The organism is Halocatena halophila, from assembly GCA_027563145.1.
GTDB lineage: Archaea > Halobacteriota > Halobacteria > Halobacteriales > Haloarculaceae > Halocatena > Halocatena halophila.
Genome location: CP071306.1, coordinates 1,972,307 through 1,987,865 on the forward strand (window position 1 = coordinate 1,972,307; position 15,559 = coordinate 1,987,865).

17 protein-coding genes and 2 tRNA genes are annotated in these 15,559 nt (G+C 54.0%); 12 read left to right on the forward strand and 7 right to left on the reverse strand.

Annotated features, from left to right (window positions below):
* Positions 1-270: 270 nt before the first annotated feature.
* Positions 271-921: a hypothetical protein gene (locus JXQ78_RS10545; RefSeq protein WP_330630721.1), complete on the reverse strand. Its 651-nt coding sequence runs from the start codon at positions 919-921 to the stop codon at positions 271-273.
* Between the two features lie 120 nt (positions 922-1,041).
* Complete coding sequence (locus tag JXQ78_RS10550; RefSeq protein ID WP_330630722.1) at positions 1,042-2,466, reverse strand: hypothetical protein; 1,425 nt, start codon at positions 2,464-2,466, stop codon at positions 1,042-1,044.
* Positions 2,467-2,844: 378 nt separating this feature from the next.
* Here JXQ78_RS10550 and JXQ78_RS10555 point away from each other — a divergent pair, with 378 nt between their 5' ends.
* Complete coding sequence (locus tag JXQ78_RS10555; protein ID WP_330630723.1) at positions 2,845-3,303, forward strand: hypothetical protein; 459 nt, start codon at positions 2,845-2,847, stop codon at positions 3,301-3,303.
* 397 nt (positions 3,304-3,700) lie between these two features.
* Here the strand turns inward: JXQ78_RS10555 and JXQ78_RS10560 are convergent.
* Positions 3,701-3,774, reverse strand: a tRNA-Val gene (locus tag JXQ78_RS10560).
* Positions 3,775-3,897: 123 nt separating this feature from the next.
* On the opposite strand from JXQ78_RS10560, the gene JXQ78_RS10565 reads away from it, so the two are divergent.
* The 4 genes from JXQ78_RS10565 (at position 3,898) to JXQ78_RS10580 (ending at position 7,917) form a co-directional block, all read left to right on the forward strand.
* Positions 3,898-4,407, forward strand: coding sequence for a DUF192 domain-containing protein (locus JXQ78_RS10565; protein WP_330630724.1), 510 nt, complete (start codon positions 3,898-3,900; stop codon positions 4,405-4,407).
* 127 nt (positions 4,408-4,534) lie between these two features.
* On the forward strand, positions 4,535-5,113 hold the full coding sequence (locus JXQ78_RS10570) for a thymidine kinase (protein ID WP_330630725.1): 579 nt from the start codon (positions 4,535-4,537) through the stop codon (positions 5,111-5,113).
* Between the two features lie 70 nt (positions 5,114-5,183).
* Positions 5,184-7,112, forward strand: a complete 1,929-nt coding sequence (locus tag JXQ78_RS10575; protein ID WP_330630726.1) for an ABC transporter ATP-binding protein — start codon at positions 5,184-5,186, stop codon at positions 7,110-7,112.
* Positions 7,113-7,188: 76 nt separating this feature from the next.
* Complete coding sequence (locus tag JXQ78_RS10580) at positions 7,189-7,917, forward strand: creatininase family protein (protein WP_330630727.1); 729 nt, start codon at positions 7,189-7,191, stop codon at positions 7,915-7,917.
* Between the two features lie 2 nt (positions 7,918-7,919).
* Here JXQ78_RS10580 and JXQ78_RS10585 read toward each other — a convergent pair whose 3' ends face one another.
* Positions 7,920-8,318 (reverse strand): DUF5790 family protein, encoded by a 399-nt coding sequence (locus JXQ78_RS10585; protein ID WP_330630728.1) that lies wholly within the window; start codon positions 8,316-8,318, stop codon positions 7,920-7,922.
* A gap of 70 nt (positions 8,319-8,388) precedes the next feature.
* A complete protein-coding gene (locus JXQ78_RS10590; RefSeq protein ID WP_330630729.1) occupies positions 8,389-8,727 on the reverse strand; it encodes a dihydroneopterin aldolase family protein in 339 nt (112 codons plus the stop codon).
* A 103-nt stretch (positions 8,728-8,830) separates the two neighbouring features.
* Between JXQ78_RS10590 and JXQ78_RS10595 the strand changes: the two genes are divergently transcribed.
* Both JXQ78_RS10595 and azf read left to right on the forward strand, forming a co-directional pair.
* Complete coding sequence (locus JXQ78_RS10595) at positions 8,831-9,445, forward strand: translation initiation factor IF-2 subunit beta (protein WP_330630730.1); 615 nt, start codon at positions 8,831-8,833, stop codon at positions 9,443-9,445.
* A 109-nt stretch (positions 9,446-9,554) separates the two neighbouring features.
* Positions 9,555-10,334 (forward strand): NAD-dependent glucose-6-phosphate dehydrogenase Azf, encoded by a 780-nt coding sequence (gene azf / locus JXQ78_RS10600; RefSeq protein WP_330630731.1) that lies wholly within the window; start codon positions 9,555-9,557, stop codon positions 10,332-10,334.
* A gap of 3 nt (positions 10,335-10,337) precedes the next feature.
* On the opposite strand, the gene JXQ78_RS10605 is transcribed toward azf, so the two are convergent.
* Positions 10,338-10,961, reverse strand: a complete 624-nt coding sequence (locus JXQ78_RS10605) for a DUF309 domain-containing protein (protein WP_330630732.1) — start codon at positions 10,959-10,961, stop codon at positions 10,338-10,340.
* 84 nt (positions 10,962-11,045) lie between these two features.
* Here JXQ78_RS10605 and JXQ78_RS10610 point away from each other — a divergent pair, with 84 nt between their 5' ends.
* From JXQ78_RS10610 to JXQ78_RS10620, 3 genes are all read left to right on the forward strand, one after another.
* Positions 11,046-11,495: a MaoC family dehydratase gene (locus JXQ78_RS10610; RefSeq protein WP_330630733.1), complete on the forward strand. Its 450-nt coding sequence runs from the start codon at positions 11,046-11,048 to the stop codon at positions 11,493-11,495.
* A 54-nt stretch (positions 11,496-11,549) separates the two neighbouring features.
* Positions 11,550-11,624, forward strand: a tRNA-Ile gene (locus tag JXQ78_RS10615).
* A gap of 240 nt (positions 11,625-11,864) precedes the next feature.
* A complete protein-coding gene (locus JXQ78_RS10620) occupies positions 11,865-12,548 on the forward strand; it encodes a hypothetical protein (RefSeq protein WP_330630734.1) in 684 nt (227 codons plus the stop codon).
* A 57-nt stretch (positions 12,549-12,605) separates the two neighbouring features.
* Here JXQ78_RS10620 and JXQ78_RS10625 read toward each other — a convergent pair whose 3' ends face one another.
* Positions 12,606-13,604 (reverse strand): AAA family ATPase, encoded by a 999-nt coding sequence (locus JXQ78_RS10625; protein ID WP_330630735.1) that lies wholly within the window; start codon positions 13,602-13,604, stop codon positions 12,606-12,608.
* Between the two features lie 104 nt (positions 13,605-13,708).
* On the opposite strand from JXQ78_RS10625, the gene rnz reads away from it, so the two are divergent.
* Together rnz and JXQ78_RS10635 are read left to right on the forward strand one after the other, a co-directional pair.
* Positions 13,709-14,629 carry a ribonuclease Z gene (gene rnz, locus JXQ78_RS10630; RefSeq protein ID WP_330630736.1) on the forward strand — a complete coding sequence of 307 codons (921 nt, stop codon included), beginning with the start codon at positions 13,709-13,711 and terminating at the stop codon, positions 14,627-14,629.
* Positions 14,630-14,668: 39 nt separating this feature from the next.
* Complete coding sequence (locus JXQ78_RS10635; protein ID WP_330630737.1) at positions 14,669-15,514, forward strand: PhzF family phenazine biosynthesis protein; 846 nt, start codon at positions 14,669-14,671, stop codon at positions 15,512-15,514.
* The last annotated feature ends 45 nt before the right edge of the window (positions 15,515-15,559 follow it).

The window sequence follows — 15,559 nt, forward strand, 5'->3', positions numbered from 1 at the left end:
CATTATCGTCTTACCGTGTTCGTCTTTTGGTCCCGTTAGAGGCGCTTGCCCCAACTGCAACAGATGCAGTCAAGCCATGGGCCTGATTTTACAACTCTACAGTCGCAGTCTTCGCGGGGACATGGGTCCCCATCTTTTACTGCCATAGTACTTTTGGTTATGGTCCGATGTCCGAGCACCAAGGGATTCTAATTTTATATCCCTATCTTGGGACCATTATAATATTAATAAAGACGTATTATAAACATTTCTATTATATTCTATTTGTAATCAATCGGCAAGAATCGGGTCGGCTGTATATCGCTTGATATAATCACTGTGAAGTTGTTCGGTCAATTCAGCCAGTTCTGTGAGTTCCCATTTATCAGATAGCCTGTGTAGACTTTCGTAGTGTTGTTTCCCAATCTCAATTGCCCTGTCGTATCCCTCCTTAGAATATTCTGGACGATAGAATGTAAAGACACAATATGCCATTTCTTCAGCAGAGAATACACCTTCAGAAACGTATTTCTTTCCAGGAAGAATGGCCTCCTCAACCTGTAAAAAATATTCGATATCTTCAAATGGATATCCAAAAAACAAGCCATGACGGCGGACACCGGTATCATTATTTAGTCCAACTGTTGGAAGTAGATCGAACCAATGTGTTGATGGGGACACCATTAAGGCGTAATCTCCCTTCACACGTCGATAACGAAGACCCCATTTTTCAACCAGGGTGCTGGGGCTGTGATCTGGAAAACTGGAGAACATTTCTTCAGGTGGATCAAACGTCGTTGCTGGTTTTTTGCCCCCCATAACGAGAGCCATTTGTAGTGGTTCACCAATATCACCACCAAATTCTTGATGACACGAAATATAGTGTCTGAATAGATTCCGAGGCTCAGTCGGCATATAAGATAGTGTGATACGATCATACATAGAACCATCGAAAAAATACATTTCAATAATATCTGAAATACCACAACCTTTAATACCTATCCTGGTGTACAGTAAAATGTACTTTTGGTTCCGTCGGTGTCCGAGCACTGGCGGTCTATATTAACTTCGCGCAGAATTGGGAGAGTGGTACCAGTCAGTGTCCTTCCCGTCGCCTCGACGTATCTGTTCTCTGTTTCGGAAAAATGAAATTTCGTCGTTTGATATATCGGAGTTTTTCGACCGCACAGAAAGTTGATGTGCCCTTCTCCACAAATCGTCTTCTTCAAATCTGCGTGCAGGATCACTGATAACGGTTGCAGCTACGAGTAATGCTCCGTGAGAGAATTTTTCATTATCAGCGAGCTCGCGCAGTTCGTCGGTATAATGCGCTAAATCTGCCATTCTTTCCAGTCGTTTTTTAACAGGGCCTGGAGCGTTGGGTCCTTCTTCTGCGATAAACTCTGCTTCATAGTCGAGACTTTCAGGGGTCTGTGCGTCTCTTTTAGCTTTAAGATACTCAACAGCCTCCTGGGCTTCCCGTGCTACCCCCTTTGTGTCGTAGAGTTCTATATGCCCACGAGCCGTTATATCTCTGTCAAGAATAGGTACAGAAAATTGGGCACCCAACAAGCAAAAGTCCTGGTCGTCAATACCTGTGAACTCCTTAGTTACGGTTTCAATCTCATCGATTAACCCATGTCTTGCAGCTGGATGACCAGGATAAGGGTGCCCAAATTTATCGATAGTCCCATTCCGAAGCTCGATCGCGTTTGAATCGAGATTTTTCTCCGAATCTCTCAAAATTCGACTAAGTCCGTGCTCTCCACCGTGGGTGATTATAGCTGACACATATGTATTCGTGTGTTTGTTAATACCCCTTCGAACTTCAAGAGCCGCAAGGTATTGTGCGAACACGTTTTCACAGAATTCCAGTGGTTCACCGACGCTACGTTTAAATTTACGCTGTTGCTTTTCAAGTTTCTGCCGTCGTTGCTTGTGTATATCCAAGTTGCCGATAGCTGATCTGAATCGTTCTTGAAAATCTCCACGACGAATGTTTAAATGTCCCTGATTTATATCAAGCGCTGCTGCCTCGATAGAATCATCAGGTAGATCTCTGAGAATCTCCCACATTTGACCTATGTTTCGTCGTTTGTCGGATTCTGAATAGAACTGTGCGTAGTCGATCGTCTCGATATTCCCCCGCTGTTTTAGTGACTCTAACGTTGAAAGCCGAATCTGTGTTTGGCGGTCCTCCGGTAGCGTGGCCGCTTGCGCCTGGAGACGCTTGAAATCGTAGCTATCCATCAGGATAGTATTGACAGTGTCATAGAGAATAGGTAGGCACGAAATAAACATTGTTTGAGAAGCTCCCGGCAAAAGCATGAATGTGTAATTACGATTCATGTCTGATTTGTTTGTTATACCTGAGTCCATCTTGAAGTTACTGGTATGTGTTTCACTATTGATGGATCTTGAATTGATAATGGGCACCGAACCCACTGTAGCTATTTTTTTCAAGAATTGGCGTCGTGGTTGTTTCATAGAACCAGGTAATATCTCGTCAATAGATAATCTCTTCGCCGCCTGTATATTCTGATGAAAACAGCATAACCAGGGCTATTAATTTATAATATTCCTAATAACACTCATAGAAACGACGAGAAGGGGGAGAGGGTTAACAGCTTTGTTACAGCCTTAGTTAGGATAACCAACCTTGTAACAACCACAGTTAACAGCTACCGCCCCCATCTCTCTATCCCCTAAATCCCCTTTCTCTCTTCCGCTCTCTTGGGTTTGTTCTTATGTTAATAAACTACGTTTATACGTATAAACCTTGTCTGTTAGGAATATATGGACATAATATGAGTATGAATAACATGGTGTACACACATCTATAAACGTCCATTATAGAAACATGATATGGGAATACCTGCCCTATCTGATCAAAAGCACCGTAGTCTTAGCATATATATTTGTGATTTATATGAGAATGAAGTAATATCCTTTAATCCTTTGAAAATAGCCCGTGTTTTGGGGAATGACAAACGAGGCGCGTGTATCAATACCGTCCACCATGGCTGGGATCAGGACCCCAATGCCTACCTGCCGTCTTTATTCGATGATCTTGGGCTCTCATATTCTACTATTGATACTGGTGACTGGAAAGTTGCAAAATGTGAATTGGCCTTAGATTTCAATCCCTTTGATGAGTTTCCTGTGTCCCTTGATGAATCTCCCACAGCTATTGCTGAGGCATTAGAACACGAGCGACGAACTAACCGCCAAATGTACAGTAAACTCGCCTATGATTGGCATTTGCCAGAGTTAGAGGATTACGCTTCAATGGTCCATAATATCTATAATACGAAAAGCCCATGAAGGGCTTGTTGACCTAAGGTAAGTTGCTGTTCGTGGCCGGATTGAATCCCGCCATTACCATATACAGTATTATAATATATAAAACTATAGGGAGATACTAACCCAAGATATATTATATATCAGGATTTTAATTACCATGGGGGAGGTACACACGCACACACGTTCCAATTGCACCCTCACGATTCGAGCCCCTGAATGGACCACTGAATTTTAAAGAAACTATTCAGAGCCCCCTTCTCGTTATCCCGAAACTCTTATTATTCTTATATACTTAACGAAAACCGCCACACGGCGTCGGTCCGAACCACCGAGTGGGTGGATTAATTGATCGTATTGCCCCAAAGGGTTATATACATCCTACTCACGTCTTGCGATTCGCGCGAAGGAACTGAGCGCATGGGTCCGGGCGGAGTCGAACCACCGATCTCGTCCTTGTAAGGGACGCGTCATAAACCACTAGACCACGGACCCCAACAACCAAATCAACACACCCCGCCGGAATAACGCTTGTTGTTTCGTGGTTAGCCGACCGAACTGTCACTTCAAATAGAAGGATGTCGGGAAACCTTTCCCCACATCCCACCAACGCTGGGTATGCAGCGCCAGGGCCTCCGTGTGCTCGGAGCGATCGTGACGATCGCCGCCATCATCATTGCGCTTGGAGCAATGGGCTACGTCTCTGTCCCCTACATCACCCCGCAAACGGGCGACTACGACACCACCACCGTCACAATCACAAACACCACGGCCAGCGAACCCCCCCACGTCGAGGCACGGATTGCAGACACGCGACAGAAACGTTACGTCGGACTGAGCGACACTGACCAGCTCGGACCAGACGAAGGAATGCTGTTCACCTACGACCAGGAGCAAAACCACACCTACGTGATGCGAAAAATGGATTTTGGCATCGATATCGTCTATATTGGGGCCGATAACCGAATCAATACGATCCATCATGCACCGAAACCCGACCCTGGCGTCGACGGAAATACGCTCGAGTACCCCGGCCGTGGAAAATACGTGCTTGAAGTGCCGTACAACTGGACCACCAGAAACGGCGTCTCAACCGGCGACCGCGTGCAGATCGACGGCAACGTGTGAATCGCCTCGGGGTCAAGCCCCGGGGCATTCGCCTCGACCGCCTGTAAACGGTATACCTGCCAGCTCACTGTGATTGTTTCGGGCATTCTGACGACAGTCTTTTTGGGCAGACTCGCACTCTCTCGGTATGAACGCGATCACCAACGGCGGGTGGATCGAAGTGATCACCGGCTGTATGTTCTCGGGGAAAACCGAGGAGCTGCTGCGACGAATCCGACGGGCCGAAATTGCCTCACAATCGATCGATGTGTTCACCCCCGCAATCGATGACCGCTACGGCACGGCGACGATCGATACACACACGGGCGCGACATGGACCGCGACTGTCGTTGACGACGCCCACCCCCGCGAGCTCCTTGATCACGTTGTGCCCGACTCGGTCGTCGCGATTGATGAGGCAAACTTCTTCTCGAACGCACTGGTTGAGGTCTGCGAACAACTCGCCAACGATGGCCACCGCGTCATTATCTCCGGCACTGACCAGACGTTCCGTGGCGAACCGTTCGAACCCCTCCCATCGCTTGCCTGTCGGGCTGAATACGTCGAAAAACTCCAGGCGGTCTGCACCCAGTGTGGCGATCCGGCAACCCGAAATCAACGACTGGTAGGTGGCGATCCCGCCCACTACGACGACCCGACGATTGTCGTCGGTGCAGAAGAAACGTACGAGGCACGCTGTCGTGACTGTCACGAACTACGGGGTTAATCAGCAAGCGAGTGGGAACTCCTCACACGGCTAACCAACGCTTTTACTCCCGTCCTTACTACGTACTGCAATGAGTTTTTCCGCAGAGGACGACGACCCGTTTGAAGAACAACGGGAAAACGCAACGAGTCCAATGCGACGGCTATTCGCCAAATACGGGCGGCAAAATCGGCGGGCGCTGGTGAGCGGTATCTCAGCCAGCGTGGCCGCTCGAATCCTCGATCTACTCCCGCCGTTGTTGCTCGGACTGGCAGTGGATGCCGTTTTCAGAAACACGAAACCGTTCGATCTGGTCGTCGTCCCACAGTCGTGGCTGCCAGCCGCCCAGAGCGACCAACTGCTGTTGTTGACGACACTCATCGCCGCGTCGTTTTTCGGCGGTGCTGCGTTCCACTGGATCCGAAACTGGGGCTGGAACTCGTTTGCCCAGACGATCCAGCACGACATCCGCACTGACACCTACGACAACATGCAGCGGCTGAACATGGACTTTTTCGCCGACAAACAGACCGGTGAGCTGATGAGCGTCCTTTCGAACGACGTCAATCGGCTGGAGAAATTCCTCAATGAAGGGATGAACTCGGCCTTCCGGCTGTCCGTGATGGTCGTCGGGATCAGCGTCATTTTGCTCACGCTCAACTGGCAGCTCGCGCTCATCGCGCTGTTTCCAGTGCCGCTGATCGGACTGTTCACCTACAAGTTCGTGCAAGCAATCCAGCCAAAATACGCCGATGTCCGCTCGTCAGTCGGCCAGGTGAACTCCAGACTTGAGAACAACCTCGGTGGCATCCAGGTGATCAAAACGACGAACACCGAGTCGTACGAATCAGACCGCGTTGATGGGGTCTCCCAGGAGTATTTCGATGCAAACTGGGATGCGATCGAAACCCGCATCAAATTCTTCCCAGGACTCAGGGTCATCGCCGGGATTGGGTTCGTTCTCACCTTCGTCGTGGGTGGATACTGGGTGCTCACCTACCAGACGACCAGGACGGCACCGTGGTTTCTCTCGGGACGATTGCTCCCGGGCGAGTTCGTCACGTTCATTCTCTACACCCAGCGATTCATCTGGCCAATGGCGCAGTTCGGACAGATCATCAATATGTATCAGCGGGCGTACGCGTCCGCGGCTCGGATCTTTGGACTGATGGACGAACCGAGCCGGATCGAGGAGGATCCAGCGGCGGACGATCTTGCGGTAGAAGACGGAACGGTTGCGTACGATTCGGTGACATTTGGCTACGGCGATGAGGAGATCGTCGAAGACATCTCGTTCGAGATCGAGGGCGGACAAACGGTCGCGCTCGTTGGCCCGACCGGCGCAGGAAAATCAACCGTGTTGAAATTACTGCTCCGGATGTACGATGTCGACGATGGAACGATACGAATCGACGAACAGGACATCAGAGACGTAACGATCCCGAGCCTCCGTCAGCACACCGGCTACGTCAGCCAGGATACGTTTCTTTTCTACGGCACGGTCGAAGAGAACATTGCGTATGGCTCGTTTGACGCTGACCGATCGGCAATCGTGGAAGCAGCAAAAGCAGCAGAAGCCCACGAGTTCATTACGCAGCTTCCTGATGGCTACGAGACGAAAGTTGGCGAACGCGGGGTGAAACTCTCTGGTGGGCAACGCCAGCGAATCTCGATTGCCCGGGCTGTCCTGAAAGATCCCACGCTGTTGGTGCTTGATGAGGCAACCAGCGACGTGGACACCGAAACGGAGATGCTCATCCAGCGGTCGCTCGATCGGCTTACAGAGGATCGAACCACGTTTGCGATTGCCCACCGGCTCTCGACGATCAAAGACGCTGATCTGATCATCGTGATCGATGACGGACAGATCGTCGAGCGAGGGACTCACGACGAACTGCTGGAGGATAACGGTCTGTACTCGCATCTCTGGGGGGTTCAGGCGGGCGAAATCGATGACCTTCCACAGGAATTCATCGAACGTGCGAGTCGCCGACAGGCAAGAACAGAACTCACAGACTAACGCATCTGGTATGTAACTGCAGAATACTCTTCAATCGGCCCATTCGTTTAAACAGGCTGCAGCCCCTTACAGTGGTATGCAGCTTTCGGAGAGTACGTGGACGGATGTCGAGGAGGGGGCGCCGGATCTCGCCGTGTTGCCTGTTGGCTCGACCGAACAACATGGGCCGCACGCACCGCTCGGAACTGATAGCCTCATCGCCGAGGCGATCGCCGAATCGGCAGCCGAGCAGTATGATGGTGAGATTGCAGTTGCCCCGACCGTCCCGGTCGCAATCGCCGAAGAACATCGTCATTTTCCCGGTACGCTCTGGGTTTCATCGTCAACGTTCAGGGCCTACGTCAGCGAAACTATCGAGAGTCTGTTTTATCACGGCTGTTCTCGCGTCGTGGTTGTCAATGGACACGGCGGCAACGTGAACGCCCTTCGGGAGTGTTGTGCCCGGCTGACACGTGATAATCCGGCGTACGTGGCTCCATTCACGTGGTTCGAGGCAGTGTCCGGACGAATGGGCCATGGTGGCACGCTCGAGACGGCACTGATCAGCCAGATTGCGCCCGAGACGATCAAAACTGAGAAACTCGAAACAGCAGCTGAGGAAGGTGTCGAATACTGGGGAGAGTATCAGTCAGGAACGAATCTCGCGTACGATTCGATCGAATTCACCGCCAACGGCGTCGTTGGCGATCCAACGCAGGCTGATGAGACACTCGGTGAACAGCTGCTCACCGAAGCAACCGAGGCACTGCTCGAACTGCTCGCAACCGTCGATCGACGAGGGCTCAAAGCGCCTGACGTGCCCTGAGATCACTCCGTTTCGTGCTCGGTTTCGAGAGTTTGCTTGAGCTCGGGAAGCGAACGCGTCAGTGATTCGACCTCCTCGTGTGCCGAGTCGAGCGCTTCGATGGTGGTCTCGAGCGTCTCGATCTCTGCGGCCAGCTCGTCTGTCTCTCCGATTGCATCTGCCCGCTGTCCGATCACGAACCACTTTTTCGCATCTCGGAGGTGTTCGGTGGCCGCTGTGGTCTCGAGCGCGGAGTTGAGTCCATTGAGAACACCTAGCGTGTTTGTTGCGTTCGTCTCCCAGAGTGCCTCGACTGCCGGGAGTTCCTCCCAGGCAGCTGTGACACTCGATTCGACGTCGTCTTGAATTTCGGTTGCGGCCTCGCCGAACAGTTCGTCGTCGTCGAGCGTCGCCTGACTCATGGATGGGCGTTTGCGGTCTATCGGTATAAATATCTCCCCCAAAGCATACGAAACTGGCGAAAACGCCGACTCACTCGATGTCGGTCACATCAACCACGTTCATCATTGGGTAGCCCTCTTCCATTGCCATTTCCGCATGCACGACCGCTCCGTCGGTTTCGATCCGGAGCCGCACGTCGAGATACTTTCCCGTCAGCTCGGTGTAGCCGTGTGTCGTTTCCAGTCGATCCGTATGGATGGTAACGGTCGCATCCGTACAGCCCGGCTGATTCTCGATGCTCCGTTCGATTGCTGTTTCGAGACTCGAAGCAGAGGATTCACTCACGGGCGTGCCAGCAAACTGATGATACAACGTGCCAAATTTAATACCGGCCTCGAAACAGGCCGTCTCCCGATCCGTCGGATCCATACGCTATCTCATGATTCCAACAGTAAATGGAGCGCGATTCGCCCCCTGCCATGTGGCAGTGTATCTCGCAACGGGTTTACGGCTAAAGGTACACATGTACAGTATGGATTACGAATCGAGTCTCGATAGAGCCATGGATGCGGTTCCGGATATTCAATCTGAAGGCGAACGGCTGTCTATTCCCGATCCGAATGCCCAGAAGGATGGGGCTTTTACCCGGTTGACGAACCTCGAGGACATCGCACAAACCGTCTCGCGACCACCCGATCACGTACATCGGTTCATCCAGCGAGATTTTGGAACAAACGGCAAACTTACGGACGGCGTTGGCCGATACAACGGCTCGTTTTCCGACAGCGATTTTGCGGCCGTCATCGACGCCTACGTCGAATCGTACGTTCTCTGTGCGGAGTGTGGCCTGCCAGATACACGACTCGTGACAGAAGACGGCACCCCAATGTTGCGCTGTGACGCCTGTGGTGCGTTCCGTCCGGTCTCAAAGCGACAGAGTAGCTCTCAAACCAGTAAACAGGAGGCGATCGAAGAGGGCAACACTTACACGCTCGAAATCGTCTCAACTGGACGCAAAGGTGATGGCGTTGCAGAACGCGGCGAGTACACCATCTTCGTCCCGGGCGCAGAGGAAGGTGACGTGGTCGAAGCGTACATCGACAACGTCTCTGGGTCGCTTGCGTTTGCTCGACTGGTTACGAACTGACACTGCTCGATTCGTCACTTTTCCGTCTCGTTTTTCTGAAAATTATTCTACAAAACAACGCCGAGCAAACCGCACGATTCTTACTGCACAGACCCATCTATCGAATTGAATGGCTACGTCGGTGTTGCTCACGGGGGCTGCGGGGCGGGTCGGCAGTGCAATTCTCGGCGGTCTCGGGCAAAAATACGACTGGCAGCTCCTTGACCGCGAGCCCCCACCGACTGGACGAGAGGATGAAGTGACATATTCTGATCACGAGTACTCGGTGGCGGATCTCAGCGACCGAGCGGCTGTCCGGGAGGCGATGGCTGGTGTTGATGTTGTGATTCATCTGGCGGGCGACCCCAGACCGGAGGCCCCCTGGGACAGCGTTCTGGCCAACAACATCGACGGAGCGCACACAATTTACGAGCTTGCGATCGAAACTGGCGTCGAGAAAGTGGTTTTTGCCTCCTCAAACCACGTCGTTGGCCACTACGAAACCAGTCGCACCCCGGAGATTTATCGGACTGCTGATTCCTATCGCCTTGATGGTTCCGAACTTCCCCGTCCATCGAACCGGTACGGTGTGAGCAAGGCCACGGGCGAGATTCTTGGTCGCTTTTTCCACGACGAACACGATCTCAGCGTCATCTGCGTCAGGATCGGCAATCTCACCAAGGACCACCCGCCGATCGATTATGAGCGCGGCCAGGCGATGTGGCTCTCGTATCGCGACTGTGCGCACCTGTTCGATTGTACGATCACTGCGGACGTTGGCTTTGAGATCGTCTATGGGATTTCAGACAACGATCGGAAGTTCTACTCGCTCGACCGAGCTCGAGAGCGCCTTGGCTACTCACCGAAAGACAACTCGGCCGATTTTGCTGAGGTCGAACCACCCCAGTGAGCATCACTCGAAGAGGTTTTTCACGTCATCGGCCTTCGAGCGACGACGCCGGACGTGTTCGGACAGTCGTTGCTGGACCACGGCCGGCTGATCGCGTACGAGCAGATCGATCACCAGCGTGATGAACGGACTGGTCGGCCGCCCATCGTCACGGTCATTCTTTCCGAACTGGATGGCCTGCTCAAGGAGCGCATCGTCAGTGTCGGTGCAGACGATTCGCACAGCGATTGCAATTGCGTCGAACGAGAGCCCGTCGTACGTGACGATCGTGTCATCGATACGAATCGGCGGCGGGTCGGTGTCTTCGATCCGTTCAGGCGCGCTGGCGAGGGCGTCGAGATAGCTCCGGAGTGGTTTTAGATCGACACCGCGATGGGTTGCAGAGAGTCCATCGAGATACGTCAGCGCCGAACTGGCGAGCCCGGACGTTCCTTTCCAGTTCTTATCTGTTCCATGATAGATTGCGCCCGTGAACTGAATCAATCCCTGTAATAGATCGCGGTCTGTGCCCGAATCGAGTTCGAGCCACACCGATTCCCAGGCGTCGTGCGCGTCGTGATACTGTCCGTCGTTGTAGATGGCGGCTCCTGCATGGAGTGCTGGCGTAATTTCGCTGGGTGTGCTCATACGGAAAGATAGCACCCCAGGATGAAATGTTCCCCGTCGGCGCATATCGGTCCGGTTTTCCACGCTCAGAGTATTGTGTGTGGTATGTATACGGGCTACTTCGAGGAGATCGAGATCGGAACGACCACCGAGTTCGGAACTAGGACAGTAGATCGGGCGGAGATCATCGAATTTGCCGAGCAGTTCGATCCGCAGCCGTTCCATCTCGACCCGTCTGCAGCCGAGGATTCCGTCTTCGGTGAGCTCGTCGCCAGCGGCTGGCACACGGCGTCACTCACCATGCGAGTGATGGTTGAAAACGGAATGAATGACTCACGGGCGATGGGTGCTGTTGGCGTCGATGAGCTCCGGTGGCCCGAACCAGTCCGACCAGGCGATACGCTCACCGTCACCGGAACCGTCGAAGACAAACAACCATGGAGCGACAAACTCGGTCTCGTCCTCGCCCGTACAACCGTTACTGTGGACGAGCGCACTGTCATGTCGATGGTTGGTCGCGTATTGGTCGAACGGCGGCCAGCTGAAACACGATAAGGGCTCCGCTGTCGGCCGGCACGTTAAAGAGGGCTGACCGAAAATTACCACCACGGGCCCTTAGCTTAGTCTGGTCAAAGCGATCCGCTCATAACGGATTGATCGCTGGTTCGAATCCGGCAGGGCCCATCACAGCCACCCCAGTTTAGAAATCGGTCAGCTCCTGGAATACGTATCGAAATCGGCCATTTCTCCAACAGAATTTTCACTAGTCTCGATCGACACACTGGCGGGAAATCAGGGGTATGCGGACCTATGAGACGACTTCTAAGATTATTCTCCAGCATTCATATTCTAACGAACATACTGGGCTTTTTGACTATCGAGCCAACGATGCGCTCATACGGGATGAGTCCAAAAGGAAACCGAATGAGCCGACGTCGAAGTCCACGGGGGAGACAGAGAACTTCCTCGAATGACAGCAGTCAGAAACTCCTTCAAATGATGCTCGTGGGGGCGGGCGTGTTGTTTTTGCTGGTGGGATTGTTGATCGGAACCGGCATCCCACTGCCTGGGTCGGGGTCGTCAGGCGGTGGCGACGCGGGCTCTGGTGAAGCGACGACACAGCAACCATCAACGCCACAGGATACGCCACAGCAGTCCACGCCGACTGACGAAGACGATGACGACGACACACCCGAACAAGAAGACACCGCAACACAGACTCCAACCCCAACGCCGACGCCGACAGCGGAGCCAACACCGGCTGCTGGTTCGATCCAGATTGTCGATGCCAAAGATCCGGACGGCAACGGCTACGTTTCGTCGTTCTCGATCGAAACACCACCGGTAACGGAATCGGAAACAATTCAGGGATCGGACGAAGTCATGTTCGAAATCTGGGTAAACGACGCCAAGTGGACCACGGACGAACTCGATGTCACCCCCGGTCGGGGTCGGTTGTTCGAGATAACGGATAATATGCTCACGAACGAGAATGTCGTTCGCGGGCAGGCAGCCGTCAGGGTTCGTGCCAACGTCATCAAAGGGAACGGAAAAACACAGACGATCGAGGAGTGGGCAACGACTGTCAAATACGAGCCACAGCAGTAATCTCGAACCCCACGCACTTCGACTGGTGTCGATACCGTTTGGTATCTGTCGGATTACTTATTCCCCCAGCTCTGCGAGCAGCCGGGAGAGATGGAGTCGCTCGTTCGTTCCGTCCGTGAGATCGAGATCAACTTCGCCGGCCAGTTGATGGACGGCTGCCAGTTCGTCGCCGGTGTATCGCGATCGTGCGACGGTGAGTACGTCGGAGAGGATCTCTTCTCCGCTGTATCCCTGATCGACGAGGAGTTCATCGAGTTGTTTTCTTGCGTCCGTGAAGTCGCCGGCCTCTGCGTCATCGAGCATTGATTCGACGGTGTCGGTCAGTGTGATGCCACCGAGGGTATCGTACGCGTTCGACATGGTGAGCGTCTCGTGACAGACTACGGTCGTCTGACAGGCAAGCAGTGCCTTTCGTAGGTCACCACCGGCGTAGCCAGCGACGTATTCGACGCCGTCCTCATCGTATTCGACCCCTTCCGTATCGAGGATCTGCGTACACACGTCAACAATTTCGTCGTGAGTGGGCGTCCGCACCGGAATCGTGAATGCGCGCGAGCGCAGCGGTGCGATCAGCTTCGAGGGCTGGCGTGTCGTCAACACGAACTGCGTCGTTCGGTGGTGCTGTTCGATGATCCGCCGCAGCGCCTGTTGAAAGTCTTCACGGACGGATTCGGCGTTGTCGAGGACGATCGTTTTGTACGTTCCCGAAACGGGTGCGTAGCCCGTTGATTCCTTGATCACGTGGTTGATCATGTCACGTTTCGAGAGGCGGCTCCGGCCGACGAGAAACGGTGCGAATCTGGGATCATTTTTGATCTCCGTTTTCGTCCGTGAGAACACGTCATCGACGTTGATCTCGATCAGATCACTCTCTGGGTCCTCGTGGACGCGCTCGGCAAGCGCACGCACGGCGGCGGTTTTTCCGACGCCAGCCGGCCCAGAAAGCACCAGATTCATCGGCTCGTCCACGACGGTGGTAAGCGACTCCCGAACGCTCTGTTGGGGAAGCTCCTCGATCGACGGCTGATGGGATTCGATCCACAGCGGCGGCTCCATGGAACGAAACTCGCTCCTGCAAAGTAAGAATGGGTCGATTCGGACGTGTCGCTCGCGTCGGGCTTTCGAAGCGGCTATCCGACGGGCCTGGCCACTAGTGCAATATGCACGTAACGTTTCTCGGAACGAGCGGGGCAATTCCCTCGGCCGAGCGCAACACCAGTTCGGTGCTGGTCCGTCGGTCGGGTGATCGATTTCTTTTCGACTGCGGTGAAGGGACCCAGCGACAGATGATGCGGTTTCGGACGGGCTTTGACGTCTCGCACGTTTTTCTCTCGCATCTTCATGGCGATCACGTCCTCGGGCTGCCCGGACTCTGTCAGACGTGGGATTTCAACGAGCGCCAGCGACCGCTCGTAGTGCACACTCCACCGGGAACACGTGACAGTATCGAGTCGTTGCTCTCTGTCGCCGGAACGGATCCGTCCTATTCGGTCTCCGTTCGCGTTGCACAGCCCGGTACGGCAGTGCTCACGGGTGACGATTTCGAGATTCGCGCCTTCAGAACCGATCATCGGACGAATTCGGTGGGGTATGCTCTCGTTGAGGACGAACGGAAGGGGCGATTCGACCGTGAACGCGCAGAAGCGCTGGGCGTGCCCGTGGGGCCGAAATTCAGCAAACTCCACCGCGGTGAGGATGTCGAACTCAAGGACGGCACCGTCGTTCGGTCCGATGATGTTGTCGGCCCAGCTCGACCGGGACGGCATCTCGTTTACACGGGTGATACGCGACCGACCGATGTGACCGTTTCTGCGGCTCGTGGGGCAGATCTGCTGATCCACGAAAGCTCGTTTGCCGACGACAACGCAGAGCGAGCGACGATCACGGGCCATTCGACGGCCAGAGAAGCGGCCAAAATCGCCAGTCGTGCTGGCGTTCGACGGCTCGTGCTGACGCATGTGTCGACCCGGTACGGTAGGGCGACCGATCGACTCGAACAACAGGCGGCCGACACATTCGACGGGGAGATCTACCTGCCTGACGACGGCGATGAGCTCGAGGTTCCATTTCCAGACGAGTGAGTGCCCAAGAATTATTTTTACTCCCACCGTGTTGCTGGCGTGCAATTTCACATTGTCGACGTGTTTTCGGCGGATCCGTATGCCGGCAATCAGCTTGCCGTCATCGAGAGCGAACGACGACTCGACTCCGAGCAGATGCAGGCGATCGCCGCGGAGATGAACTACTCCGAGACGACGTTTATCGAGTCGTTCGAGACCTTCGACGTGCGGATTTTCACGCCCAGTGATGAGATCCCGTTTGCGGGCCATCCGACGCTGGGGACAGCAAGCGTCATTCGTAATCGAACTGACGCGGTCGAGCCAACGCTTGCGCTGCCGGTGGGCTCAGTTCCGGTTCACGTTGAGTCGACCCCAACAGGTGACGTGCTGTGGATGACCCAGCAGCCCCCCACGATAGGCGAGACGATCGACCGGTCTCAGGCGGCACAGTCGATCGGCGTCGATTCAGAACACATTGTTGGGCCAGTGCAGGTCGTCTCGACCGGACTTCCGACGATCATCGTCCCGGTCGCAGATCGTGAGATCCTCGAGGCAGCCACGATCGATGACGATGCATACACGGCGCTGGTGCAATCGCGCGAAGCAAAGAACGTGCTCGTGTACTGTGATTCTCCTCGGTCGCCGGCCAACGATCTCGCGGTCCGTGTGTTCGCACCCGCACTGGGTGTGCCCGAAGATCCGGCGACTGGCAGTTCGAACGGTTGTTTGGCGGCGTATCTCCATGACCAGAGGGGCGAACCGATCGAGGCACGGATAGAACAGGGACAATCGATGGGTCGACCGTCGCTATTGTATATCCGCGCTGACGACGATGGGGTGCAGGTTGGCGGCTCGGTGTCACGGGTCGCAACCGGGTCGCTCTCACTTCCAAATCAAAACGGGTAATTGCACACCGGCGTTAGCATCACATCTAGTGGCAGTAAACACCGT